A 24,817-nucleotide genomic window follows, 5' to 3' on the forward strand; every position below is an offset into this window, starting at 1 on the left:
TTGACGGAGCAATAGACCCTTTATACAGACACTGCTCTCCCTTCTCGTATACTGGGAATCATCCTGACAATGAGGCACGCGCAGATGGGAGCGTACGACGACTCATCCATCTAACCGTCGTGCCGAATTCCCCACCACCAACAGACTGCTCGACGCCATGGCGAGGGCGGCGGCCAGCGGATTGAGCCAGCCGAGAATGGCCAGCGGAATGGCAATGGCGTTGTAGCCGAATGCCCAACCCAGATTCTGACGGATGCGTCGACGGGTGGTGCGGGCCAGGTTCAAAAGGTCCGGAAGACGCGTAAGGTCGTCGTCCAACAGCACGACATCGGCAGAGTCGGCGGCGAGGGCCGTGGGACCGAAGGCCACTCCGAGGTCCGCGTCGGCGAGGGCCGGGGCGTCGTTACTGCCGTCGCCCACCATGGCTACTCCGTTGTGATCTGTGCGCCATGTGCGGAGGAGGGCGCGCTTGGCTTCGGGCCGCACTTCGGCAAACACCTCATCGATACGAGAGTCGGCGCGGAGGGGGGCTACGGCGGCCTTATGGTCGCCCGTACACACAGCAACGCGGACAGATTCGCCGAGCTGGTCGAGGACGGCGTCGGCTTCGTCGCGGAGCGAGTCGCCTACCACAAAGAGGCCTTGTGCTTCATCTTCGTCTCCCCCCACCACCACGGGCACCCGCGCGTTCTCGATCGCAGCCTTCGCCTTCGCGGATAGCGAAGCCGAGATCGTTCCGCCCCGTGTCCGGTACGCCTCCGGGTGGCCTACAAAGACGCGATCCCCGTTGATCGTCGCCCCGATGCCGCGCGGATGGGTCTTCACGTCGCGTACCTCGGCGTCGGTGCTCCTTCCCGAACCAGCGACCGCCCGGCCGACGGGATGTGACGACCACTGTTCAATGGCGCGGGCCTGTGCGAGCGTCTCGGGGTCGCCCGTCGCGTCGACGACCTGCATTTGGCCCGTGGTGAGCGTTCCGGTCTTGTCGAAGACCACCAGGTCGAGGTCGGCAGCCTGCTCGAAGGCACCGGGGTGCTTGATGACGATGCGGCGCCGGAGGCCGGCCTGCGTGCCGGCGGCCACGGCCAATGGCGTCGCGAGGCCGAGCGCGCAGGGGCACGATACGATGAGAACCGTCAGGCCACTGAGCAGCGCGTACGGAAGCGTAGCTCCCATCGTGAGTTGAATGCCAACGGCCCCAACGCCAAGTACCAACACAAGCGGGACAAAGATGGAGGCCAGCCGGTCGGCCACCTGCTGCACACCCGGCGTAGAGGCCTGGATCTCCCACATCAGGCGTACGAGTCGGTCGAGTGTGCTTTGCGCCTCCTCTCCCACCCGCACGTCGAGCACGTTCGTTTGTACTACGCTTCCGCCGATCACGTCGTCGCCCGGGGTCTTGGAGACGGGGCGGGCCTCCCCCGTCAGGAGCGATTCGTCAACCGTCGCTCGTCCCTCGGCAACCGTACCGTCGATCGGGACGCGTTCACCCTGGCGTACTCGTACCACGTCGCCGGAGCAGAGGGCGCTAAGGGCAACAGACTCGGTAGTGCCATCGGCCCCGACGCGCTGAGCAGCGTCTACCTGCTCGCGGGTGAGTTCGGACAACAGCCCGACGGCTCGCGCTTTTACCCGGTCCGCGAACCAGCGACCGAGGGTGACGACGAAGATGATAACGACGGCTACGTCGAAGTAGACCTCCATTTCTCCCAACAGCAGGGCACCGGTGCTGTAGAGGTAGGCACTGCCCGCTGCGATCACGATCAACAAATCCATGTTGGGCTTCAGGACACGGAGGCTGACCCCGGCACTGCGGATCAACGGCCAGCCGGTAATGCCGAGGACCACCGTGGTCGCGAGCCATACGTTGCCGAGCGCGTAGCGGGCAAACTCCCCTTCCAGAGGGACGAGGCCATTCCCTCCGACGTATACCGGGTACAGAAACACGATGTACCACACCATCACCATCATGGTGAAGAAGCCACCGAAAATGAGCCGGACGGCGGTGCTGGAGTCATCGTCCGCCTCCGATCGGTCTCGGGCAGCGGTATATCCACTCCGGGTGAGATGGGAGGCCAGAGCGTCCCCCGACTGCTGGTCCTCGTCGTAATGAAGACGCATCATCTCGGAGGCATAGCTGGCCTCTGCCCGGTAGACCCCGTCCGCCTGCTCGGCCACTGCTTCGAGAAAGGCCTCGCACGCCGTGCAGTGCATGCCCTGTACGTGCAAGAACGTTTCGGCCGCGTCGTCGGGGACGGGGGAAGCGGCACCGGAGCCGTCCAAGCGCTCACGGACCGCCGCTTTGTCCTCGTCATCGAGGGTGTCGAGCGTGCGGTAGACGTCCCGGCAGCCCGGACAGCAGAAGGTGCCGTTGACGTCCGTGCCGGTCACGGGGGGATCCGGGGTCGGCAGATCGCAGAGCGTGCACCGCTCAGAAGACGCGTCGGCTGGATCAGAGGCGCTCGTCGTGGGGGACGGAGAGGTCGGGGCTGTACTCATCGAGACGGGAGGAAAACATAGGACGATTCTCAGAACGGCAAACGCAGCACTTCCCGATGGTGTCCGCCGTTGATCTGCGATCGTATGTGGGGAGGGGCCCGACAGGATTGTGCCCTGTGGGGGATTCGGAACTATGCGAGGTCCGCTGCGGACACGGTCACTTGCACCAACGGTGCAGCCCCACCCCCTCCATACTGATACGGGGTTCCCGGGGCGATCCCGCATAGATTGGGGCACTCCTCTCTCGGTGTGCAACAGATCCCTTCAAAATGATGACACCATCAACCCGTCGTTCGTTACCCGATACGAGCAGATCTCCTCTCCCCAGGACCGCTCGTTCCGATCCGTCCCGGATCACGTCTGTGTACATGGTGGATGACCATCCGGTCATCTGCCAGGCGGTGGCCGATGCGCTACACCATACGATCGGAGTCGACCTTCTCGGGTATGCAACCGGGTTTCGGGAAGGACTCTCTGAGATTCAACAACAGCCCCCCGATGTCGCCATCGTGGACATCTCGCTTCCGGATGGGCACGGTCTCGATCTGGTACGGACCATCAACAGACAGAATCCGGACGTCGGGATTCTCATCTTTTCGATGTACGATGAGAAAATATACGCGGAGCGGGCCCTGCGAACAGGGGCGTCCGGCTATCTGATGAAAACCGAACCCGTAGAGTGGATCGTGGAGGCGATTCGCTGTATCGAACGCGGAGAAACGTTTCTCAGCGACCGAATGACCAATCGCATCGTCCGCCGGATGAGACAGAATGGATCAGCAGAGGCTCGATTTTCCGTTGACGAACTGACGGATCGAGAGCGAGAGGTTTTCCGCATGATCGGTCGAGGATACAGCGTCGAGAAGGTTCAAGACGAACTAGGCCTTAGCCGCAAGACAGTGGAGACTCATCGGCGCCGAGCACGAGAAAAACTAGGGCTTGACAGCATCTCGGCCCTTCTGCAGTATGCTATGCAGTGGATGTACTGTGAGAGCAAGGGCCTGAACGGGGAGCGGTAGTCGGAGACGGAATGGGCATCAGGACACGGTCTTGTCGGTACATGGGGCGAGATCCATGTTTCAAACGAAGGCGCTGGGGGGAGAGTCTCAGCGTCCCGACTGAGCCTGCACTACGGGGTGGGGGGAGGCGACTCGGAGGCGGCCGCCGTTAGACTCGTCTCCAGCGACTCGCCGGTGCCGATGGAGCGGATGGTGCGGCGGCCGTAGCGTACGCGAATTGGGGTGGCGTCTGCGCTTTCGGCAATGCGGGTATTTCCTGCGTACTCCGTTTCCGGAATTGTGAGGGGCTGTCCTACGTGCATGGAAATCGGATAGCCATTGGTGTTGGCCTCCACGAGACGGTCGCGCTCCACGTGGTACCGCTCGGCGACCTGTCCCATCGTTTCCCCGGATTGCAGAATATGCTTCAGCGAGGGAGCTCGTTCTTCGGCTGGGAGGGCGGCGTAGTTCTTGGCAAATGTGTGGTACGTGCCGTAGGGCAGGCGCACATAGTACGGCTCTTCCGAGGGCGGGAGACGGTTGCTCCGCAGCTCCGGATTTAATACCTGAACCTTTGTTTTCTTTACTTCCGCCAGGGTGGCCACCTGCTCGATGGTGAGAGCGGCCTCCACGGGCACGTAGTCGAAGGCATAGCGCGGACCGGCCTCCACGCGCTTGAGGTCAAAGTCCGTGGGATTCGAGAGAATGACGGCCGTGGCGGTAAAGAGGGGGACGTAGTTGCGCGTCTCCTCCGGCAGCTTCTGGTAGATGTCCCAGAATGAGGGCGTCTCCCCCGTGCGCTGTCGGTACTTGTAGACGTGATACTGCACCACGCCCGGATCGCAGTTGTACCCCGCCAGGGCCAATTGCCAGTCTCCGAAGCGAGCATACAAGTCTTTCAAATGGCGCGCCGCGGCTCGCGTCGATTTTTCCGGATCGAGGCGTTCATCCACCCAGGGGTCGACCGATAGGCCGTAACGACGGCCCGTTCGGGCCACGAATTGCCAGATGCCAGCGGCCTGAGCCCGGCTTTGGGCGTGGGGGTTGAGCCCACTCTCAGCAATTGCGAGATACTTCAGTTCGTCCGGCACGCCCTCTTCTGCAAGGATCTGCTCGATCATAGGGAAGTAGGTGGAGGCCCGCCGCAGCCACGGATACAGGTACTGCTGCTTGTGGTCCAGCAGAAAAGCCATGCTCTCCTTAACAGGACGATTCAGGGTGAGAGGGATTGGCAGATCCTGCTCGCGCAGATCGGAGGGCAGTTCGTCCACGAGCGAGGCCGGCGCATCGTCGTTGAGGGTTGCAAAGAGGCCGCCGCGCATCGTGTGAATGTCCCCTTCGGGAAGTCGGAGCGTGTCGGGGATGCCATAGCGCTTCTCGTATTCCGAGGTGAGGGCATGAAAGACCCGGCGGAAGCGTGGGCGATCCGCGAGACTGCGATGATTGAGGAGCGTTCCCAACTCGTCGATGGCCGTGTGTAAAATTCCCTCGACCCGTTTGGCGTCGTGGGCGGCTTGCGCCTGCATGAGGTCGGCCTGGAGGCGATAGAGTCGCTCGATGCGACGCAAGGCGTCGGCCTCGGACAGGGTGTCCTGTGAGGCTGGGGGATTGGCGTGAGCGATCGGGCCCGTGCGGGCGAGGGAGTGCGTCCAGGAGGTCTCGGACGTGGGGGCCGATGGATGTACCGAGTGGTGCCAGAGTGCGGCGAGAACCACCCCACCGATGGCAACGACAAGGAGAAACGTACGCTTCTGCATGGCACCTCCCGCTCCGTGCGGAGCATCGGTGACGGAATTGCGACGCGGGGTCCAAAAGAGATGACTCCCCTATTTCGAAGTGGAATGAAACGTCGGCGTCCCTTTCATTCCGTATGCGCCGCGAAGATTCGACGCAGGTCACAGTAGACCCTTCAGGCACAACGCGTGAATCTGTGACCGGGTTGTAAATCTACCAATTCATGACGCATAAACCGATCCAGCGATCCGTGGACGGTCCGTTTCGGAAGAGAGGTTTCTCAAATCTTGGGATTCTGGTTCCCTCTGCGTGTTGATTTGAAGAGAGACTGTTTTGGCTCTCTCCCCATCCTGTGACCGCAAAACAGTTTCTAAGACGGTCGAGGCGATTGTCCGCTACCTCCGTGTGTCCGGAATCCGCGGCTGTTACAGGGGCATATTGCCGTGTTTTTTGGGCGGATTGTTAACGACCTTGTTCTCCAGCATATCGAAGCCACGGAGGAGACGCCTCCGAGTTTCGCTCGGCTTGATGACATCGTCCACGTAGCCGTATTCCGCCGCCACGTAGGGAGTCGCAAACGCCTCCCGGTACTGTTCAACAAACTCGTCTTTTGCGGCCTCCGGGTCGTCGGCCTCTTGAAGCTCATCACGGTAGATAATCTCGACGGCACTTTTGGGCCCCATTACGGCCACCTCGGCGGTGGGCCAGGCAAAGTTGAGGTCACCCCCGATGTGTTTTGAATTCATGACGTCGTAGGCCCCCCCGTATGCCTTGCGGGTGATGACGGTAATGCGGGGCACGGTGGCCTCGCAAAAGGCGTAGAGCAACTTGGCCCCTTCCTTGATGATGCCGTTCCACTCCTGGTCGGTGCCGGGCAGAAAGCCGGGCACGTCTTCGAAGACCAGTAGCGGAATGTTGAAGGCGTCGCAGAACCGAACAAACCGAGCGCCCTTCACGGAAGCGTCGATGTTGAGCGTGCCCGAGAGTACGGCGGGCTGGTTGGCCACGATGCCGATGGGGCGTCCGCCGAGCCGCGAAAAGCCGGTGATCAGATTCTCGCCGAAGTCGGGCTGGATCTCGAAGAAGTCGTCTTTGTCGACGATGTGCCGGATCACGTCGCGCATGTCGTAGGGCTTGTTCGGCTCCTCCGGCACCAGTGCGTCCAGTTCCTCTCCGTCGAGTGCGCTGGAGACCTCATCGCGCGACTGCCGGGGCGGGTCTTCCTCGCAATTCTGCGGGAGGTAGCTCATGAGGTCCCGAATGCGACGGAGGCAGTCCACGTCGTTCTTGCACGTCACGTGGCTCACGCCGCTCTTGGTCGCGTGGGTGCGTGCCCCGCCCAGCTCTCCTGCCGTCACGTCTTCCTGCGTCACCGTCTTCACCACGTGCGGCCCCGTCACGAACATGTAGCTGGTGTCCTCCACCATGAACGTGAAGTCGGTGATGGCCGGGCTGTAAACCGCGCCTCCGGCGCACGGCCCCATGATGGCGGAGATCTGCGGAATGACGCCGGACGCGTCGGTGTTGAGCTTGAAGATGTCGGCGTAGCCGCCGAGGCTCTTCACGCCCTCCTGGATGCGCGCACCGCCACTGTCGTTGAGGCCGATGAGGGGCGCCCCATTCTCCAGCGCCTTCTCCATCACGTTCACGATCTTGTCCGCGTGTGCCCGGCCGAGCGAGCCGCCGTAGACGGTAAAGTCCTGGCTGAAGACGTAGACGAGCCGCCCGTGGATGGTGCCGTAGCCCGTCACGACGCCGTCGCCGTACGGCCGGTTCTCGTCAAGGTCGAAGTTGGTCTCCTGGTGTCGAACGAACGTGCCCAGCTCTTCGAACGACCCGTCGTCGAGCAGAATGTCGAGGCGCTCGCGGGCGGTGAGCTTGTCCTTTTCGTGTTGCCGTTCGATGCGTGCGTCTCCGCCTCCCTTGGCGGCCTCTTCGCGGCGGTGCTGGAGATCCTCGTACAGCTCTCGGTGGGTCTGGGCATCAGTGGTGGAGGAGGTGGGGGCGCTCATAAGAGAAGAGGACGATCGTGAACGAGAGAAGACAGAAAGGAGGGTGAGGGATGAAAGTAAGAGCCACGGCATCCTTCCTCAACGAATCCCTGCTGAGCATGTCCGTCCCGCTCCCGCTTTTCTTGCGAAGAGGGCCATGCTCGGGGGGACTCCGATTGGAGGGACGGTGTGGTCCAAGCCGTTTTCCCGCGGTACTGTCCCGCCGATAGGCACCCAATACGGTATTACGCCCCCGTTGCACTTAGGAATGGGTACTGGAGAGGGGCTCCGTGTCGTCGCGACGCAAACAAAGCATCGTTAAGTACACAATCCTTTCTGAAAACCTCTTCACTCCCATGAGATCATACTCAAACACAGCCCTTCTCCCCCACCGGCGCCTATGGGCCGGGCTGCAGGTTCTCCTGCTTGCCTTCGCCCTCGTCATCGTAGGCTGCGACAGCAACGGGGACATGGATGACGATAACGGCGATGATTCCGAACCCGCAACGACCCTCACCGATGCGGTAACGGGCAGCGATAACCTTAGTACTCTTGCCACGGCGTTGCAGGCCACCGATCGGGCCAGCGTCCTGGACGACACGGCCGAAACCTTTACGGTGTTTGCGCCCTCCAACGCGGCCTTTGAGTCGTACGACGTTGACTTCCTAACAAGCAACGCGGATCTGCTCGGGTCTGTGTTGGACTATCACGTCGTGCAAGGGGCTGCTGTCCTGTCCGGCGACCTCGAAGATGGGGACACCTTCACGACCGTCACCGAAGAAGAGATTGAGGTCAGCATCGATGACGACGGCAACGTCTTCGTCGAGGGGGCTCCGGTAACGAGTGCCGACATCGAAACTGACAACGGCGTGGCCCATGTGATCGGCGACGTTCTGCTGACCAACCGCACCGCCGCTGAGCGGCTGCAGGTGACGACTGCGACCGAGCAGCTCTACCAGGCCCTGCAGAACGCCGAATTGGTGCAGGCCTTCGAGAGTGCGGACAACACCTGGACCACGTTTGCGCCCAACAACGCCGCGTTCGAAAACGCGGACCTCAGTGGCTTTAGCGACAACGAGGTCCAGCAGATTCTCCAGTACCACGTGCTCGACGGCATCACCGACGCCGAGTCCCTCGTCCAGATGCTGTCGCAGAGCGACAACGGCGAGATCTCCGTCCCCACCCTGCAGGGGGAAGAGGTGACGATCACGCAGCGAGAAGACGGCACCATCGTGTTCAACGGCGGCGAGGCCACACTGAATCTCGACCGCGTGGATCAGCGGGCGAGCAACGGCATTATCCACCTCATTGACGGAATTCTCGTGCCGCCCAGCTTTACGAAGAGCGTGAGCTACGAATTGGCGGCTCAGTCCAACGAGGGCGCTATTTCCGAGGGAGTGAATGGGACCGTCACCTTCTGGGAGGTCAGTGAGAGCCAGACGGCGGTAACGCTGGAGCTTGAGAACGGGGCAACGAATACTCAGGTCGCTCACCCAGCACACATTCACGCCAATTCGGTCTCTGAGGGCGGCGGGATCGAGATTTACCTGACCCCGATTGACGGCAGCGGCGGCGGAGGAACCAGCGCTCGCCTCGTGAACCGCCCGTTCGAGGAGCTTGCCAACTTCAACGGATACGTCAACATCCACGAGAGCACGTCGAGTCTGGGCACGGTGGTCTCGCAGGGCAACATCGGCGCCAACGCCGAAGGAACCCTCGCAGCCGGCCTGGACCTCGTGGACAACGGACGGTCGACGACCTTTTCGCTGTCGGCCAACAGTAACAATGGCAACCTGGCCCCGAACGGCATCCCGGGCGAGGTGACGCTCATTGAGCTGACCGACGGCATGACGTACGCACAGGTGTCCCTGCAGCCCGGCGGCGATGGCTCAACGGGCGCCGACGTCTCGCATCCGGCCCACATCCACAATAATTCGGACGGCAACATTGCGTACTACCTCAGTCCGATCGATGGGAAAGACACGGAGGCTCGGAGCGGTAAGCTCATCGGGGAATCGTATGACACGCTCGTTGGGTTCGACGGGTACGTCAACGTGCACGAGAGCATTCCGAACATCCAGTACATCGTCTCACAGGGCAACGTGAGTACTGGTAGCTAAGGACAAAGTCCTCAGTCGAGAGGGTCTTGCCCGCCCACCGTTCCGTCCGGAATGGAGGGCGGGCTTTTTTTGTGGGGGAGGCGCAGGCCACGTCCAGACGACGGCATTTTTGATTGTGAGTACTTCAGATGGGAGCCGGAGGCATCTCTCTCCATTACCCGCGCTGGTAGGTGCCCACGTGCTCCGCTTTTGTGGAGACGTGCCCGTCGAGGACGGTCATCACCTTGGCCCGATCGGCGCCGGCAGAAAGGTCGAGAGGCGAGGGGAGGGCGTACAGGGTGAAGACATACCGGTGCGTTTCGCCGATCGGAGGACAGGGGCCACCGTAGCCCACGTCCCCAAAGTCGTTCATGCCTTCTCGGGGCGTCAGGGACTCGGTGTCCACCCGAGGGTCTCCAGCACCATACGCTCGGGGCAAGGAGGTGACGCTCGGCGGGAGGTTGAAAAGAATCCAGTGTGTGAATGCACCGGTTCCCGGAGCATCGGGGTCGTCAACAACCAGGGCAAGGCTCTCGGTCGCCTTGGGAGGAGGACGCCACGACAAGGGAGGGGAGACGTCTTCCCCGTCGCAGGTATACTCTGCTGGAATGGAGGCAGCGGGGGCGAACGGAACGGAGGTAAACTGAAAATCGGACATGACGACTCAGCAGATTGGGCAAAAGAACCGATGAGAATCCGTCGCCAGACGCAACACCGTCTTGCTAGTGAAGAGGTCTGGAACGTCTCTTCATGGAAACTACATGTCCGCTCCAGCCAGTGTTTTTCGTTTTCAGTACCTCCGCCCGTTTTTCGGAAACGTTCAGAGATGGGATCGACCGCAGGGGCCGGTCCGACCCCGGAGGGCGTCGGCTCTCCTTGTTCGCGTAGGGAGGTCTTGCCGCTCGGTCGCTGAGAATGTTCAGTTCGGGACGCGCTTTCTCCGGGTGGTGGGAGAGATCGGCTCGCGGATCGACGCCCCGGTCGTACGTCATGCTCCGATTTGGGGCGTCCAGGTCGTCGTGCTTGGTCACCTCTTGTTGTCGACGATCCTCGCGAGAACGGAAATCGGTTCCTTTTCGTCTCTTTTCCGTCAGCGCACCTCTCGGGATCATGGATTGTTTTTCGTTGCGCGATCTGCTCGGCTCACCAGCCTATTCGCGTGCAGGAATTATTGCGGCCGTGCTTCTGCTGTTGGGAGGGACGAGCCTTCTTCGGGCTCAGACCATTACCGCCCTACATCCGGAAAGTGGGACGTCCGGCACGTCGGTGCGCATCTACGGAAGCGGCTTTGGGGCGACCCCGAGCGAGAACACTGTCCGATTTGCGGATGTCACGGCGCCAGTGGACAGTGTGGGGGATGGGGTTCTCTACGCCCGGGTTCCCAGCGGAATTAGTGGAGTCGTGTCGGTATCGGTCACGGTCGGGGGGAGCACGGGGGCCGCTGCACAGCGATTCTCGGTGGTAGCGGGCGGAGGGGGGCGCTTTGCGCCATTTGGAGCAGGCATCGCCGGGGTCCAGTACGGCGACGCTGATCTCGGAGACGTGAATGGCGATGGGCGCTTGGACCTCGTTGTGGTTGGCAGCGATGGGTCGGCTCCGTCGACTACTCTCTACCTCAATCAAGGAGGGGGCGACTTTACGGTGGCCGATGCGGGGCTCGTCGACGTGACAGGGCGCGACGGGACGGGGGCGTCAGTGGGGTTCGGGGACGTTGACAACGATGGCGCCCTTGATCTGCTCGTGGTTGGATCCGACGGAAGCATTCCGACCGCAACGCTCTATCTCAACGATGGAGCCGGGAATTTTTCGCCTGCAGGAGTCGGAATTGGAGGGGTGACGAACAGCTCGGCCGACATGGGGGATGTCGACAACGATGGGGATCTCGATCTTGTGGTTACGGGAGTGACGAGTGACAATATTCGGACCACCATGCTCTACATAAATCAAGGGGGAGGCGACCTCATCCAATCCGATGTGCAACTCCAGGGGGTGTCTGCAGGCACGTCTACGTTCGGAGACGTTGACAATGACGGCGATCTTGATCTGCTCGTGACGGGGCGCTCCGCTGAGGACAGCTACTCGACCACCCTCTACAAAAACGACGGCTCGGGGAACTTTACGGTTGCTGAGACGGGCCTGCCGGCCGTCGCACGTGGATCTGCCGACTTCGGGGACGTGGATGCGGACGGGGACCTCGACCTCGTCCTTACGGGGGAGCAAGCAGAGCAGTCGGGGTCCGCAATGCTTTTTGAGAATGACGGAACGGGCACCTTCACGCCGGCGAGCGAGCTACCTGCAGGTGTGGCGCTCGGCTCCTCCACCTTCGGCGATTTTGACGGGGATGGGGCGGCAGATCTAGTCCTCACGGGACGTGATGGGACGTCTACCCCAACGACACTTCTGTACAGAAATGCGGGGAAGGGAAGCTTTTCGCTTCATACCGATAGCCTCACGGCCGTTGAATACAGCACGTCGGATTGGGGGGATCTTGACGGGGATGGGACCCTGGATCTCGTGGTAACGGGCGACACGACAGGAGATGGAGGGCCAACGGCGACCCTCTACCAGAATGGGGGCGAATTCATCCCGCCCGCGATAGGGGTGGACTCATCGGCGTTGACCGACACCGTGGCCGCCGGCGAGTCGAGGACGCAGTCCATTCAGATTGAGAACATTGCTTCTGACTCGGCGGCCGCGGCCTTACAGTTCAATGCATTCGTGACGGCCTCCGATGGGGATAGCACGTCCAAGCTGCTCCGGGCAACGAGAAGAGTAGACGAGTGGCCGCTGCCGGTTGAGACGAGCGGTGAACCCGTTTCTTTCTCCCCGCCTGGACCCAAGTCGCACAGCGACGAGCCCCCGCTTTTTCTCGATGACCCCGTCGCGACTGACACCGCAACCGTCAATCTCGACCAGGTTCGAATGGGCATCTCCGGAGAGCAGATCAATGTGGTGTTGGAGCACGCTCAGCCGGTGGATACGAGCAACTACGCCTTCAGTCTGTCGTTTGACGTCGATCAGGATACCTCTACCGGTGTTGAGTATCAGGTCGTGGGGGCCGACCTTGGATCGGGGGGCATTTTCCTTTCTGAAACCACATCTGACGGGACCGTCACCGAGCTGCCGGTGGCAGTCGATAGCTCAGCCGTACACTTCTCGGTCCCGTTGTCCTTCATTGAAGGAACGCTGCCGATGAACGTAAGCGGTGCTGTCGGCACCTCCGATTATCCGAGTGACTGGTTTCCCAATCAGGGGAGTGCCCCGCTTGGAAGTGTGGAGTGGTTATCGCTGTCTCCCACCTCCGGGTCGTTGGATCCCGGCGTATCCGTGGAAATGGAGGCCACCATGACCACGGATGTGCTTCCTCCTGACACCACCGTTTACGGCGCAGTTCACATTTTGAGCAATGATCCTCTCCAGGAGAGTGTGGAGATTCCGGTTACCCTGCGGGTGAAGGGAGAGGCTGTTTTATCGGCTCGTCGCGACTCCGTGGCGATTGGGCGGGGGCAGGTCGGGACGAATGCATCGGAGGTGCGTCTCGTTTTTGAGAATACGGGAAGTGGGGAGGCTACCGGATTGACACTGACCCTCGACAATCGAGCGGACTACACAATTCTTGACGACACTGGGGAAGAAACGCTCCCCCCAGGAAGCACCCGTACGGCCCGGGTCGCCTTTCATCCTGATGAGGCAGGGACCGGACAGACCGCGGCGGTTACGCTGACATCGCCGGTGGGCACTCAGGCAACGACGGTGCTAACCGGGACGGGGGTCGATGCCCAGGTAACGACGCAGACCGATCGGGAGGCAGCTCCACGAGGAGAGCCGATCGGAATCTCCGTCACCCCGCAAGGTCCGTTCGAGCCCACGAGGCGTCGCCTCTACGCCCGTCAGGGGGGAGGGCAAGAGTATCAAGTGCAGACGGATTCGTCTCAGATTGCCGAGGCGCTCGTGACGAGGCAGGGAGTGGACTACTACGTGGTTCTCCAGGAGGGCGATTTTTCGGTTGTGGTGCCGGGAGGAACGGAGGCGGCCGCTCAGGACGATCCGTTTCACATGCCCGTCTCCTTCACGGAGTGGGCAGCCCCCTTTCAGATGCAGCCGCAGGCCTACCGGATGGTATCGGTGCCGGCGCGTCCGGCAGAGGGGATTCGGTCGGCTTTAGAGGCGGCCTACGGGGCCTACAACCCTGCCGAATGGCGACTGATGCGATGGGCACCGAGTGGTCGTGGGGAGGGGGCGGAGGGAGGGTACCGCGAGTATCCGCAGCTCGACTCCCTGCGGCCGGGGCAGGGCCTGTGGTTGATTACGTCGGGCGCCGACAGCCTTGCGGTAGGCGAGGGACGGACGGTCGATGCGTCGAAGCCACAGACGATCGTGCTGGCGCCGGGGTGGACGCAGATTGGGAATCCCTTCGGGTTTGCGGTGCCGTGGTCGGCGGTGCGGGCGGCGTCGGGGATCGACTCGACCCAGGTGGGAGCGCCGGTAGGGTATCGGACGGGGGAGGGCTACCGCTATGGGGAGCCGGTGCTGTCGGCGTGGGAGGGGTACTTTTTGCACAACCGGGGATCTCAACCGGACACGCTGGTTGTGCCGCCAGTGGGGGCCACCACGACCGAGGGCGGCATGCAGCAGACGCGCGGACGGTCGGTGGGCCCGGAGGCGCTGGCGGGCACCGGTCGGCTCGGGGCTCCGGCGCGGCGTCCTTCGCATCAAGGCACTGCCGGACAGGAGGTGTCGAAGCGCGGCACTGGACAACAGGCGTCGGCCAGTGGGTCGCCCTCCGAAGAGGCCTCTACCGGACGGGGGACCGAAGGCAGCGTGTCGCCGAGCGGGCAGGGGGCGTCCGAGCGCGCGGCTCAACGGCCGGGCTATACCCTCCGGATTGGGGCGTGGCCCAGTGGTTCTGGCGGGGGCCGTCCGCATCGGGTATGGCTTGGGCTACGTCCGGAGGCACGGGAAGGCGCGGATGCACTGGATTTTGCGCAGGCCCCGCCGGTCGGACGGTCGGTGCGGCTGAGCGTTAGGGGAGACGAGAGGGACGCCAGTGGGGCGGGGCGGTGGGCCGGGAGCTTCAAGCCGCCGGTAGAGGGAGGCGTCCCGTCGGCCCAGGGGCGGAGCTGGCCTCTGGTTGTAAGCAACCAGGACGAGGAGGCCGCGCAGACGGTTCAGCTCCGAGTGAAGGCCCAAGGCCACTTGCCGGAGGGACAGCGCCGCTACCTGCTGGATCTGGACCGGAAGCGCCGGATGGTGGCTGGCCGAAAGCTAGTGTTGGAGCCAGGGGCGGTGCGGCGTTTGAAGGTGGTGGTCGGGACGGAGGCCTACGCGAGGGACAATAGCGAAGGGATATCGGTGGAGGCGTTCAGCAACGAACTGCGGGGGAACTATCCGAATCCATTTAGGGGAGAGACAACCATCGAGTACGTGTTGGCCGACCCGCAGGAGGTGACGGTTCAGGTGTACAACGTGCTGGGGCAGCGGGTGCGCACGCTGGTCGATGGAAAAAAGAAGGCGGGACGGCACGCGATCCGGTGGGAGGGGAAAAGCCGGTATGGCCATCCGGTCGGGAGCGGGGTGTATTTCTATCGGATCGAGGCGACCGACTTCACCGAGACACGCAAAATGGTGCTGGTCCGGTAAGCACGTTCAGGGCGTGCAGGCGTTCGGGCCGGCACGAGTGGCGTTGCGATCCTGGAGTGCAGCGAGTATCATGAGACGACCTTACCGTGTCTCCCGAACGGACCGGCTGCGGAGGGGCAATGAGGCGCGTTTCGTTCGGGACAGATTGAGTGCCACCACGTCAACTCTCTCAAACCCCATCTTCGATCTCTATGTCCGGAAGCGCCTACGAGACAACCAACAAGTATCTCCAAGATGGCTTTGACACCCTCGGGCTCGATCCGAAGACCGAGCACATGCTGAAGACACCGGCTCGGGAGGTTCGCGTCGAGCTCGTGATCAGGATGGATGACGACTCCGTCGGAAACTTTATTGGCTATCGGGTGCAGCACGACAATGCGCGCGGTCCGTTCAAGGGGGGGCTTCGTTATGCTTCCAGCGTGAACCGAAACGAGGTGCAGTCCCTGGCCAGCCTTATGACCTGGAAGACGGCATTGATTGGGGTGCCGTACGGAGGAGCGAAGGGGGGCATTCAGGTCGATCCGCAGGAACTGAGCACTGGCGAGACTGAACGCCTCACGCGGTGTTTTGTGGAAACGACCCACGAATTTATCGGGCCGACGACGGACATTCCGGCGCCGGATATGAATACGGATGGACAGGTAATGGCGTGGCTCTTTGATGAGTACTCTAATTTCCACGGGTTCGAACCGGCAGTCGTCACGGGAAAACCGGTCGATGTGCATGGCTCGGTTGGGCGCGAGGCGGCCACTGGGCGGGGGTGTATGTTTGCGCTTCGTGAAGTGCTCAACCACGAAGGAAAAAGCATAGAAGGCACAGAGATCGCCATTCAGGGCTTCGGCAACGTGGGAAGCTGGGCCGCGCGACTACTGCACGAGAAGGGGGCCAAGATCACAGCGGTGAGCGACATTACAGGGGGCTACCACGACCCGACGGGGCTCGACATTCCATCTGTTTGGGAGCACGTGGCGGCAGAGGGAACCCTGGAGCGTTTTGACGACGCCCCCTCGATCACGAATGAGGAGCTGATGACTCTCGACTGCGACGTGCTAATGCCGGCGGCGATTGGTGGCGTGCTTACCGAAGAGAACGCCGACGACGTGCAGGCCGATTACGTACTGGAGGCGGCCAACGGCCCAACCACCTATGCGGCCAATCAGATTCTGGAAAATCGGGGCATTACCTGCATTCCTGACATCTTCGCAAACGCAGGTGGAGTGACGGTGAGCTACTTTGAGTGGGCCCAGAACATCCAGCACTTTAGCTGGACCGAGTCGGAGATCAACGAGCAGCTGGAGGAGCGCTTCGTCGATGCACATGCGGCTCTGCGCGACACGATGACGGAGTACGACGTGTCGATGCGGACCGCTGCATTCGTCAACGCCATCGATCAGGTCTGTCACGCCACCGAGATGCGAGGCTTGCAGTAATGAAAGGGAGGATTACGACTGGGCTCTGTGGGCTCGTGCGGATGAGGGGTACGGCCGGTCGTTTTCAACAATCGCGACGGCTTCGATTTCCACCAGCAGTGCCGGCTCGATCAGGCGATTGACTTCTACCATGCTGGTTGCCGGGCGAATGTCCCCAAACACCTCGCCGTGGGCCCTCCCAATCGCGTTCCACTGATCGATATTCACGACGAAGAGTCGGGTGCGCACTACATTTTCAAGTGCTGCCCCAGCTTCTTGAAGGGCCGCGTCGATATTGTTCAGGGCCTGTTTGGTTTGACGGTACGGATCACCGACGCCCACAATATTGCCCTCTTCGTTCGTTGCCGTCGTGCCGGCCACATGCACATGCGATCCGGCGCGTACGGCCCGGGAGTAGCCGACCTGGGCTTCCCACTCGGTGTCACTGGAGATACGTTGGTGCTTCATGATGGGAGACAGTTGTGCTGGAAACGAGCGGAGGGGACCTACACCTGGACGCTGTGCCGGAGTTCGTCGAGCCGGTCCAGGGCCATCTGAATGTCTCGGGCGGCTGTGCGTGGATTAATCGGACAGAGGCGGAGCACCGGACGCCCGTTGAGTGTCGTTTTCGTGAGGAAGATCTGGTCTTCCTCATTAATCGCTGGGGCCAGCCGGCGGTTGAGGGCATCAATTCGAGATTTGTCCCACCCGTCCGGTGCGCACCGAAACGTCACGACGCCCATCTGCGCGGGCGTGACCACCCTCCATTCGGACTGATTGCGGAGAAGTCGTTCGGCCTGCTCGGCCCGTTCGAATCCTTGCTCTACCGCTGCTGCAACGTGTTCACGGCCAAAGACTTTGAGGGTCATCCACAGCTTGAGGGCACGAAAGCTGCGGGTCAGTTGGATGCCGTACGCCGAGAAGTTTACCTCCTCGTCGGCGCCCATCGCATCTTCGAGGTATTCGCCTTCGAGCCGAAAGGCACGGCGCAGGTGAGTCGTGTCCCGTACCAGCACCCCGCCAATCTCGAAGGGTTGAAAGAGCCACTTGTGAGGATCAAGAGTGATCGAGTCCGCGCGATCGAGACCGTTGAGGCGATCCGTCCCGCGCTCGCAGATGGCGGTAGGCGCCCCATACGCCCCGTCCACGTGCAGCCAGAGGTCCTCCGCTTCGGCCCGCTCGGCCAGGGCCGGCAGCGGATCCACGGCGCCCGTGTTGGTGGTCCCTGCGTTGGCGATCACACAGAAAGGGCGGCGGCCGTCGGCGCGGTCGGTCGCAATAGCCTCCGTTAGGGCCTCCACGTCGAGGCGAAACTGGTCGTCGGAGGGGAGGCGGCGCAGTTGCTGAGGCTGAAATCCAAGAAGGCGGAACGCCCGGTCTACCGACGTGTGCGTTTGGTCGGAGCAGTACGCCACCGCATCGTCCAGTACGTCGTCTAGTTGGGCGTGGCGGGCAGCGGCAAGGGCCGTCACGTTTGCCATGGATCCGCCGCTGGTGAACAGCCCGCCTGCGTCGTCCGGTAGGCCGCACATCGACCGGAGCCAGTCGATGGTTATCAGCTCCACCTGAGCCGCCGCAGCCCCCGAGATCCAAGTCCCGGAGAAGATGTTGAAGCCCGATGCTAGGGCATCGGCCATTGTCCCGATGAAGTTGTTTGGGCCCGGCACGAAGCCGAAGAAGCGTGCGTGATCGATTCGTCTCGTGTTGGGCAGGATGTCCTCCTCCACCTGATCGAGCACGGCGTGCGGATCCGCGCCTGTTTCTGGAAGGTCCTCCCGAAGCGCCTCCTCCAGCGCCGCCCGAGAAGGGGAGCGGCCTGTGTTTTCGTCTGTTTCCGCAAAATGATCAACCAGGAGGTCGACGATGCGATAGCCCAGCGACCGCATCTGCTCGCGTGAGAGCTGAAGGCCGTCTCGATCCATGAGTGGAAATGTTTTTGGGAAAAACAGGCGGGCCTGAAACGTACCTGTTTTCCCCAACGGGATCAAGAGGCGTTAGTCCAGCGCGTCCCAGAGTCCGTGCAGATAGCTGGCCCCGAGGGCCCGGTCGTGGAGGCCGTAGCCGGGGCGTCCCGTTTCTCCCCAGATCATGCGGCCGTGGTCGGGGCGGAGCGGCCCGTCGAAGCCAATATCTTTGAGGGCACGCAGAACGGCATGAAAGTCGACGTCGCCTTCCGGATGCGCCGTTTCGTGGAATTGCTTCGGTCCCGTGACCGCCACGTTGCGGGCGTGGACGAAGTGGATACGGTCGTTCAGTCGACGGACGATGGTTGGGAGGTCCTGCGAGGGATCCGCTCCGAGGGAGCCCGTGCAGAGGGTCACGCCGTTTGCGGGGCTGTCCACGAGCTCCGTAAGTCGCTGAAGGGCGTCCCCGCTCGTGACGATGCGGGGCAGGCCGAAGAGGGACCAGGGGGGATCGTCCGGGTGGATGGCGAGCGGGACGCCCACACGCTCGGCCACCGGCACCACCCGCTCCAAGAAGTAGGCAAGGTTCACCCACAAGTCCTCGGCCGACACATCGTCGTAGGCGTCCATGAGGGCCCGCAGGTCGGCGGGGTCGTAGGCGGTGGCCCAGCCGGGCAGGCCCGACAGCTCGTCGATGTCGTCGAGTTGCTGGAGCGTGTTGTGATCGTAGCTGAGTGTGGTGGAGCCGTCGGGGAGTGGCGTGTCGGTTGAGGTGCGCGTCCAGTCCACCACCGGCATAAAGTTGTAGCAGACCACGTCGGCCCCGACCGCGGCCACGTGTTCGAGCGACTGACGGAAGGCATCGATGTGGCGGTCGCGTCCCGACCGTCCCAGTTTGATGTCTTCGTGGACGGGGATGCTCTCGATCACAGACAGCTGAAGGTTGGCTGCTTCCACCTGGTCGCGGAGCTGTTTGAGCCGGTCGAGCGGCCACGCGGTGCCCACCGGCACGTCGTAGAGCGCACTGACGATGTTCGTCATGCCAGGGATCTGGCGGATCTTCGTCAGCGACACCGGGTCGTCGGGGCCGTACCAGCGGAACGAGAGGTGCATCGGCAAAGGGAAGGGGCGAGGAGAAGGAACGGGAGGGGAAGGGTCGGCCCACTACCCGCGGACCTCGTCAATGGTGCGGCGGAGGGTGCGGGCATTTTCGGTGAGCTGATCGAAATCTCCCTCGGCAATCGCGTCGTCGTCGAGCAGGGCGCTGCCGATGCCCACCATCGACGCGCCGGCGTTTAGCCATCGATCCACATCCGTGAGGCCTACGCCGCCGGTCGGCATCAGCGTGAGGTGCGGCATCGGGGCTTTGAGGGCACTGACGAACCCTGGCCCGACGGAACTTGCCGGAAAGACCTTCACCACGTCCGCGCCGAGCTCATGGGCACGCTGCACCTCGGTAGGGGTAAACGCGCCGGGAATCGCGGGCACGTCGTAGCGGTGGCACGTCTCAATCATCTCGGCCTTGAGCACCGGACTCACCACGTACTGCGCCCCCGCGCTGATGGCTCGTCGGGCCGTGGGGCCGTCGAGGACGGAGCCTACGCCGATGAGGACGTCCTCATCGGCCGCGTAGGCCGAGGTCGCCTCCTCGATAACGCGCAAGGCGTTCGGCGTCGTCATGGTAATCTCGATGGCTGGAATGCCCCCCGCCCGAATGGCGTCGATGACTCGCATGAGCTTCTGCGCGTCCGCCATGCGGATAATGGCCACGGCGCCCGTATTGCCGAGGGTGTGCACGAGGTCATGTCGGGTCATGGGAGGGTCGGTACAGTTGAGGTCAGTGGGGCCAGATGATTCGTTGCACAGGAGCGTCGCGTACCCCGACGGCTGCCGGTGGACCGTTGTCGATTATCGGAGGGCATCCGGATTCCTGGAAGCCGGACGTCACTCTGTCCCCAGGTTGTAGGTGTCACGCACCAGGCCGATCGCGAGGTCCTCCATGATGTCGTGGGCCTCATCCAATTCGATTTGATGACGGGCGACGAGCGTGGCCACGTAATTGGCGTCGAGGCGGCGGGCGAGGTCGTGCCGGGCGGGGATGGAGAGGAACGCACGGGTATCGTCGTTGAATCCGGCGGTGTTGTAGAAGCCGGCCGTTTCCGTAATTTGGCGACGATAGCGCTTCATGCCCTCGATGCTGTCGAAGAACCACCAGGGGGGACCGATCCGCATCGCCGGGTAATGGCCGGCCAGGGGCGCCAGCTCGCGTCCGTACGACGTCTCGTCGAGGGTAAAGACGACCAGGGAGAAGTCTGGATTGGTGCCGTACGCATTGAGCAGGGCCTTCAGGTTGCGTGTGTATTCGGTGCGCACCGGAATATCGCCCCCGACGTCGGCGCCGAAGCGCTGATACAAGGCCTCGTTGTGGTTGCGGTACGAGCCCGGATGGATCTGCATCACGAGGCCGTCATCCACGCTCATGCGCGCCATTTCCATGAGCATGTGGGCCTCGAACTGGGCCTGGTCGTCCTCGGTGGCCTCTCCCGCCAGCGCCCGCTGGAAGATGCGCTCGGCCGCCCCGTCGGACAGGCGCTCTGTGTGAGGGTTGTAGACGCCGTGGTCCGTGGAGGTGGCCCCCATTTCTTTGAAGTAGGCGCGCCGGTCTTCGAGGGCCTGCACAAACGCCTCATACGAGTCGATGGTCGTGTCGGCGGCGTCGGCGAGGCGATGGAGTTCCTTCTTCCACCCGTCCGCCGCAATCTGGAGGGCGGCGTCGGGGCGGAAGCAGGGCACCACGCGCCCGTCCCAGTCCGACGCACGGAGCGCCTGGTGGTGCTCCAGGGAATCGGACGCGGCGTCCGTGGTCGTGAGAACGTCGATGTCGAACTGGTCGAAGAGCGCCCGCGGGCGAAACTCGGGTTGCTGCAGCTTGGACTGAATCTGGTCGTAGATGTCCATTGCCGTGTCGCCATCCAGCCGTTGACGCACGTCGAAGACGGTGTAGAGCTCGTAGTCGAGCCAGGCGCGGGTCGGGGTGCCGCGGAAGAGGTAGTAGTGTTCGCCAAACGTCTGCCAGATGGTGCGGGGGTTGTCTTCCACCGGCGTGCCGTCCACTGTCGGAATGCCCAGATCCTCCAGCCGAAGGCCCTGCGAGTACAGCATCCGAAAAATGTAGTGGTCCGGCGTGAAGATGAGGGAGGTCGGTTCCGGGAACGGCTCGTTTTCGGCCAGGAGCGCCGGCGGCACGTGGCCATGCGGACACACGAGGGGCAGATCGCGCACCTCGCTGTACAGCATCCGCGCGATGCGGCGAATGGCGGGGTTCGGATCGAAGAAGCGGTCGTCGTGGAGGGTGAGACGAGCCATTGCGGAGGGGGTTGAGCAGAGAGCGGCGAATCCGCGGGCGAGGGACTGTGGCGACCGGACGCCGGGAGGTTAGAAGCCGAAGAGCGACGGGAGCCAGAGACTGATCCAAGGGGCGTAGGTCACGAGGAGTAGCGACACCACCATGGCCGCATACAGGGGAAGCATGGGCCGAATCATTCGGGAGATGGAGGTATTGCCCACGGCGGCGCCCACGAACAGGACGGTCCCGACCGGTGGCGTGCAGAGCCCCACGCACAGGTTGAGCACCAGAATCATCCCGAAGTGGACGGGATCGATGCCGAGGTTGGTGGCGATCGGCAGGAAGAGCGGGGTGAAGATGAGCACCGCAGGCGTCATGTCCATGAACGTCCCCACCACCAGCAGGATGAGGTTCATCAGGAGCAGGATCAGAATCTTGCTCTCGGTGAGGCCCAGGATGCCTTCAGAGATGAGTTGGGGAATATTTTCGAAGGACATCATCCACGAGAGGGCGATCGAGGTCGCGATCAGCAGCATCACGATCGCCGTCGTGTTCACCGTATTGATGAGAATGTCGGGCAGGTCGTCGATTCCGATGGCCCGGTACACGAAGGCGAGGACGAGGGCATAGAGCACGGCCACGGCGGCGGCCTCTGTGGCCGTAAAGATGCCGGCCACAATTCCGCCAATGACGACAACAAGCATGAGCAGGCTGGGCACGGCCTCCAGAAATCGCCAGAAGACCGTCGACAGCGGGAGCCGCTCGGAGGTGGGGTAGTTGGCACGAAACGACCAGTATCCGGCCACGGCCATCAGGCTCAGGCCGACCAGGAGGCCGGGAAGGTAGCCCGCGAGGAAGAGAGCAGCGATGGAGACACCCCCACTCGCGAGCGAGTAGACGATGAGGATGTTGCTGGGGGGGATGAGGAGGCCGGTTGTGGCGGCCGTGGAGTTGACGGCCGCACTGAAGTTTTTGTCGTAGCCCTCGGCTTCCATCTGCGGCGCCATGAAGCCGCCAACTGCCGATGCAGCCGCGGCGGCAGAGCCCGAGATGGCCCCGAAGAGCATGGCAGCCACCACGTTTACGTAGGCGAGCCCCCCGGGAAGCATGCCCACGAGCCCCTTCGCAAAGTCCACGAGGCGGCGCGCCATCCCGCCCTGATTCATGAGCTCCCCCGCGAGGATGAAAAACGGAATGGCCAGCAGTGGGAATGAGTTGAGGCTTGCCGCCATGCGCTGAGCCACGGTGGTGATAACCGGCAGCGGATCAATCCCGACGAGGAGCGCTGCCGTGGTGCTCAGGCCGAGACAAAACGCGACGGGCACCCCAATCGCCAGCGTCACCACGAAGACCAGAAGGAGAATGAGAACCGGAAGAACCTCCATGAGATCAGCCGAGTCGATTGAGCAGGTCGGAGCAAAGGCGGGCTACGCGTTTGGAGGAGTGACCTCTGGGTCGGGATTTTCGCCAGGCAGCGCACGCAGTGCTCGTGCCTCCTCGATTATGTGCACGACACTGTAAAACGCAATGACGAGGCCGGAGAGTGGCACCGCCGCGTAGACGTAGCCGACCAGAATGTTGAGGGACGAGGAGGTCTGTCCCGAAAGAAGCAGGAGGTACACGAGACGAACCCCGCCGGCCCCCATCACGACGACAGCAAAGGTGAAAATGCACACCTCAATGACGATCTGAAGCCGATGGTGCCGGCGTCCCTCCAGCTTTTCGGGTAGAAGTTCAAGGGCAAGGTGGCTGCGCTTCCCCGCAGCGTAACCAGACCCGAGAATGCCAACCCAGATCAAAAGATACCGGGCCAGTTCCTCGGTGAAGCCACTGGGGGCACTAATCACGAAGCGGGTAAAGACCTGCCAGAGAACATTCAGGACGGCCATGCTCATCAACACGACGAGGAGGCCCCTCAGTCCTTGGTCGACCACGTTCGTCACCTGTTCAAGAGTCATCGGACGAGTGTAGATTTCGAATGCGCTGGAAGAGCTCGTAGACGCGGGGCTGATTTTTGCGGTACTGTTCGTAAAGAGGCTGCACGGCCTCGACGAACTTCGACTTGTCCGGGCGGACAATCTCGACCCCTGCTTCCTTCACCACCTTCATTGCCTCCCTTTCGGCCTGGGCCCAGTACGCTTTCTGCTTCTGCAGGGAGGCGTCGGCGGCGGTCTGCACCCACGAGCGTTGCTGTTCGGTGAGATCCTCCCAGGTGTGGGTGCTGATGAGCAGCACGTCCGGGGGAGAGGTGTGTTGGTCGAGAGAGTAATAGTCGACCAGCTCGTAGTGGCGAGTCGAGTGCAAGCTCGGGGGATTGTTCTCGGCCCCTTCCACAACCCCCTGCTGCAGGGCCGTGTAGAGCTCGCCGAAGGAAATCGGAGTGGCCTGAGCCCCAAGCTCCTGCACCATCTGGATCGCCACGGGGCTCTGCTGGACGCGAATCTTAAGGCCCTTCAGATCGGCGGGCTCGCGGATCGGAGTGTCGGCGGTGTAGAAGCTCCGGCTTCCAGCGTCGTAGTACGTGAGGCCTCGAAGCCACACGTCCTGTCCCGACAGCAGGATCTCGCGTCCGATTTCGCCTTCGAGCACGTTGAACCGGTGCTTATCATTTCGGAAGACGTAGGGCAAGCCGAACACCCGATAGTCGCGACTGAACCCTTCAAGGACGGCCGAGGACACCTTGGCCATGTCCAGGCTGCCGATCTGCAGCAGCTCCAGGCATTGCCGCTCGGTGCCCAGCTGCTCGCTTGGATAGATTTCCACGTTCATCTTCCCGTCCGAAAGGCTATCCACCGTGTGGGCGAAGTACCGCATTCCCTTGCTGACGGGGTGGGCCGGGGCCATGCCGTGTCCCAGCCGAAGGGTGGTCGTGTCTGCCTCAGAACCGCATCCCGTGAAAAGCAGAAGCCCGAGGAGAAGGCCCCCGAGGGGCACGGCCGAAAACCGGCGAAGCGACGGTAGCAACGCAGAGTCCATGCGACGACCGCTGGCAATGAGGAGCAAAACGTAGATTGCGTGCCTAGCTTAATCGGTTAAGCCACAGCGCCGCCTAAGATGAAAAGAGTGTCTAGAAAAGTCAACCGAGTGCGGATTGTTGGCACGACTGCGCATATCGGATTCCAACGAGACTCGGGGATTGCAGAGGAGCACGGGGGCGGCCCGTCTCCTTGTGACCATGGCAAACTTGCACATGAAAG

The 24,817-nt window shown here is 62.4% G+C and carries 16 protein-coding genes; 4 read left to right on the top strand and 12 right to left on the bottom strand.

The features are described 5' to 3' along the window. Window positions 1–102: 102 nt before the first annotated feature. Window positions 103–2,499: a cation-translocating P-type ATPase gene (locus BSZ35_RS12820; protein WP_105012813.1), complete on the bottom strand. Its 2,397-nt coding sequence runs from the start codon at window positions 2,497–2,499 to the stop codon at window positions 103–105. 368 nt (window positions 2,500–2,867) lie between these two features. Here BSZ35_RS12820 and BSZ35_RS12825 point away from each other — a divergent pair, with 368 nt between their 5' ends. Further along, window positions 2,868–3,518, top strand: a complete 651-nt coding sequence (locus tag BSZ35_RS12825; protein ID WP_258096272.1) for a response regulator transcription factor — start codon at window positions 2,868–2,870, stop codon at window positions 3,516–3,518. A 110-nt stretch (window positions 3,519–3,628) separates the two neighbouring features. On the opposite strand, the gene BSZ35_RS12830 is transcribed toward BSZ35_RS12825, so the two are convergent. Both BSZ35_RS12830 and BSZ35_RS12835 read right to left on the bottom strand, forming a co-directional pair. Further along, window positions 3,629–5,254, bottom strand: coding sequence for a lytic transglycosylase domain-containing protein (locus BSZ35_RS12830; protein WP_105012815.1), 1,626 nt, complete (start codon window positions 5,252–5,254; stop codon window positions 3,629–3,631). 402 nt (window positions 5,255–5,656) lie between these two features. Beyond that, window positions 5,657–7,243, bottom strand: coding sequence for an acyl-CoA carboxylase subunit beta (locus BSZ35_RS12835; protein ID WP_181149333.1), 1,587 nt, complete (start codon window positions 7,241–7,243; stop codon window positions 5,657–5,659). A gap of 335 nt (window positions 7,244–7,578) precedes the next feature. Here BSZ35_RS12835 and BSZ35_RS12840 point away from each other — a divergent pair, with 335 nt between their 5' ends. Beyond that, window positions 7,579–9,342 (top strand): fasciclin domain-containing protein, encoded by a 1,764-nt coding sequence (locus BSZ35_RS12840; RefSeq protein ID WP_105012817.1) that lies wholly within the window; start codon window positions 7,579–7,581, stop codon window positions 9,340–9,342. A 154-nt stretch (window positions 9,343–9,496) separates the two neighbouring features. On the opposite strand, the gene BSZ35_RS12845 is transcribed toward BSZ35_RS12840, so the two are convergent. Next, on the bottom strand, window positions 9,497–9,979 hold the full coding sequence (locus BSZ35_RS12845) for a YbhB/YbcL family Raf kinase inhibitor-like protein (protein WP_105012818.1): 483 nt from the start codon (window positions 9,977–9,979) through the stop codon (window positions 9,497–9,499). Window positions 9,980–10,431: 452 nt separating this feature from the next. On the opposite strand from BSZ35_RS12845, the gene BSZ35_RS12850 reads away from it, so the two are divergent. Both BSZ35_RS12850 and BSZ35_RS12855 read left to right on the top strand, forming a co-directional pair. Beyond that, a complete protein-coding gene (locus BSZ35_RS12850) occupies window positions 10,432–14,961 on the top strand; it encodes an FG-GAP-like repeat-containing protein (protein WP_181149334.1) in 4,530 nt (1,509 codons plus the stop codon). Between the two features lie 191 nt (window positions 14,962–15,152). After that, on the top strand, window positions 15,153–16,391 hold the full coding sequence (locus tag BSZ35_RS12855) for a Glu/Leu/Phe/Val dehydrogenase dimerization domain-containing protein (RefSeq protein ID WP_105012820.1): 1,239 nt from the start codon (window positions 15,153–15,155) through the stop codon (window positions 16,389–16,391). A gap of 12 nt (window positions 16,392–16,403) precedes the next feature. On the opposite strand, the gene BSZ35_RS12860 is transcribed toward BSZ35_RS12855, so the two are convergent. The 8 genes from BSZ35_RS12860 to BSZ35_RS12895 form a co-directional block, all read right to left on the bottom strand. Beyond that, window positions 16,404–16,838 (bottom strand): RidA family protein, encoded by a 435-nt coding sequence (locus tag BSZ35_RS12860; protein WP_105012821.1) that lies wholly within the window; start codon window positions 16,836–16,838, stop codon window positions 16,404–16,406. A gap of 38 nt (window positions 16,839–16,876) precedes the next feature. Continuing rightward, on the bottom strand, window positions 16,877–18,292 hold the full coding sequence (locus tag BSZ35_RS12865; protein WP_105012822.1) for an aminotransferase class I/II-fold pyridoxal phosphate-dependent enzyme: 1,416 nt from the start codon (window positions 18,290–18,292) through the stop codon (window positions 16,877–16,879). Window positions 18,293–18,364: 72 nt separating this feature from the next. Continuing rightward, on the bottom strand, window positions 18,365–19,387 hold the full coding sequence (gene uxuA / locus BSZ35_RS12870; RefSeq protein ID WP_105012823.1) for a mannonate dehydratase: 1,023 nt from the start codon (window positions 19,385–19,387) through the stop codon (window positions 18,365–18,367). A 51-nt stretch (window positions 19,388–19,438) separates the two neighbouring features. Then, window positions 19,439–20,089, bottom strand: a complete 651-nt coding sequence (gene eda, locus BSZ35_RS12875) for a bifunctional 4-hydroxy-2-oxoglutarate aldolase/2-dehydro-3-deoxy-phosphogluconate aldolase (RefSeq protein WP_105012824.1) — start codon at window positions 20,087–20,089, stop codon at window positions 19,439–19,441. Window positions 20,090–20,218: 129 nt separating this feature from the next. Continuing rightward, the gene (uxaC, locus tag BSZ35_RS12880) at window positions 20,219–21,640 is read right to left on the bottom strand and encodes a glucuronate isomerase (RefSeq protein WP_105012825.1); all 1,422 of its coding nucleotides are present in this window, start codon (window positions 21,638–21,640) and stop codon (window positions 20,219–20,221) included. 69 nt (window positions 21,641–21,709) lie between these two features. Next, window positions 21,710–23,005, bottom strand: coding sequence for a TRAP transporter large permease (locus BSZ35_RS12885; RefSeq protein WP_105012826.1), 1,296 nt, complete (start codon window positions 23,003–23,005; stop codon window positions 21,710–21,712). 42 nt (window positions 23,006–23,047) lie between these two features. Beyond that, window positions 23,048–23,578: a TRAP transporter small permease gene (locus BSZ35_RS12890; protein ID WP_105012827.1), complete on the bottom strand. Its 531-nt coding sequence runs from the start codon at window positions 23,576–23,578 to the stop codon at window positions 23,048–23,050. Next, window positions 23,568–24,596 carry a TRAP transporter substrate-binding protein gene (locus tag BSZ35_RS12895; protein ID WP_105012828.1) on the bottom strand — a complete coding sequence of 343 codons (1,029 nt, stop codon included), beginning with the start codon at window positions 24,594–24,596 and terminating at the stop codon, window positions 23,568–23,570. Before BSZ35_RS12895 ends, BSZ35_RS12890 begins: the two co-directional genes overlap by 11 nt. Window positions 24,597–24,817 lie beyond the last annotated feature (221 nt).

It is taken from the genome of Salinibacter sp. 10B, assembly GCF_002954405.1.
In the GTDB taxonomy this organism is placed as follows: Bacteria; Bacteroidota; Rhodothermia; order Rhodothermales; family Salinibacteraceae; genus Salinibacter.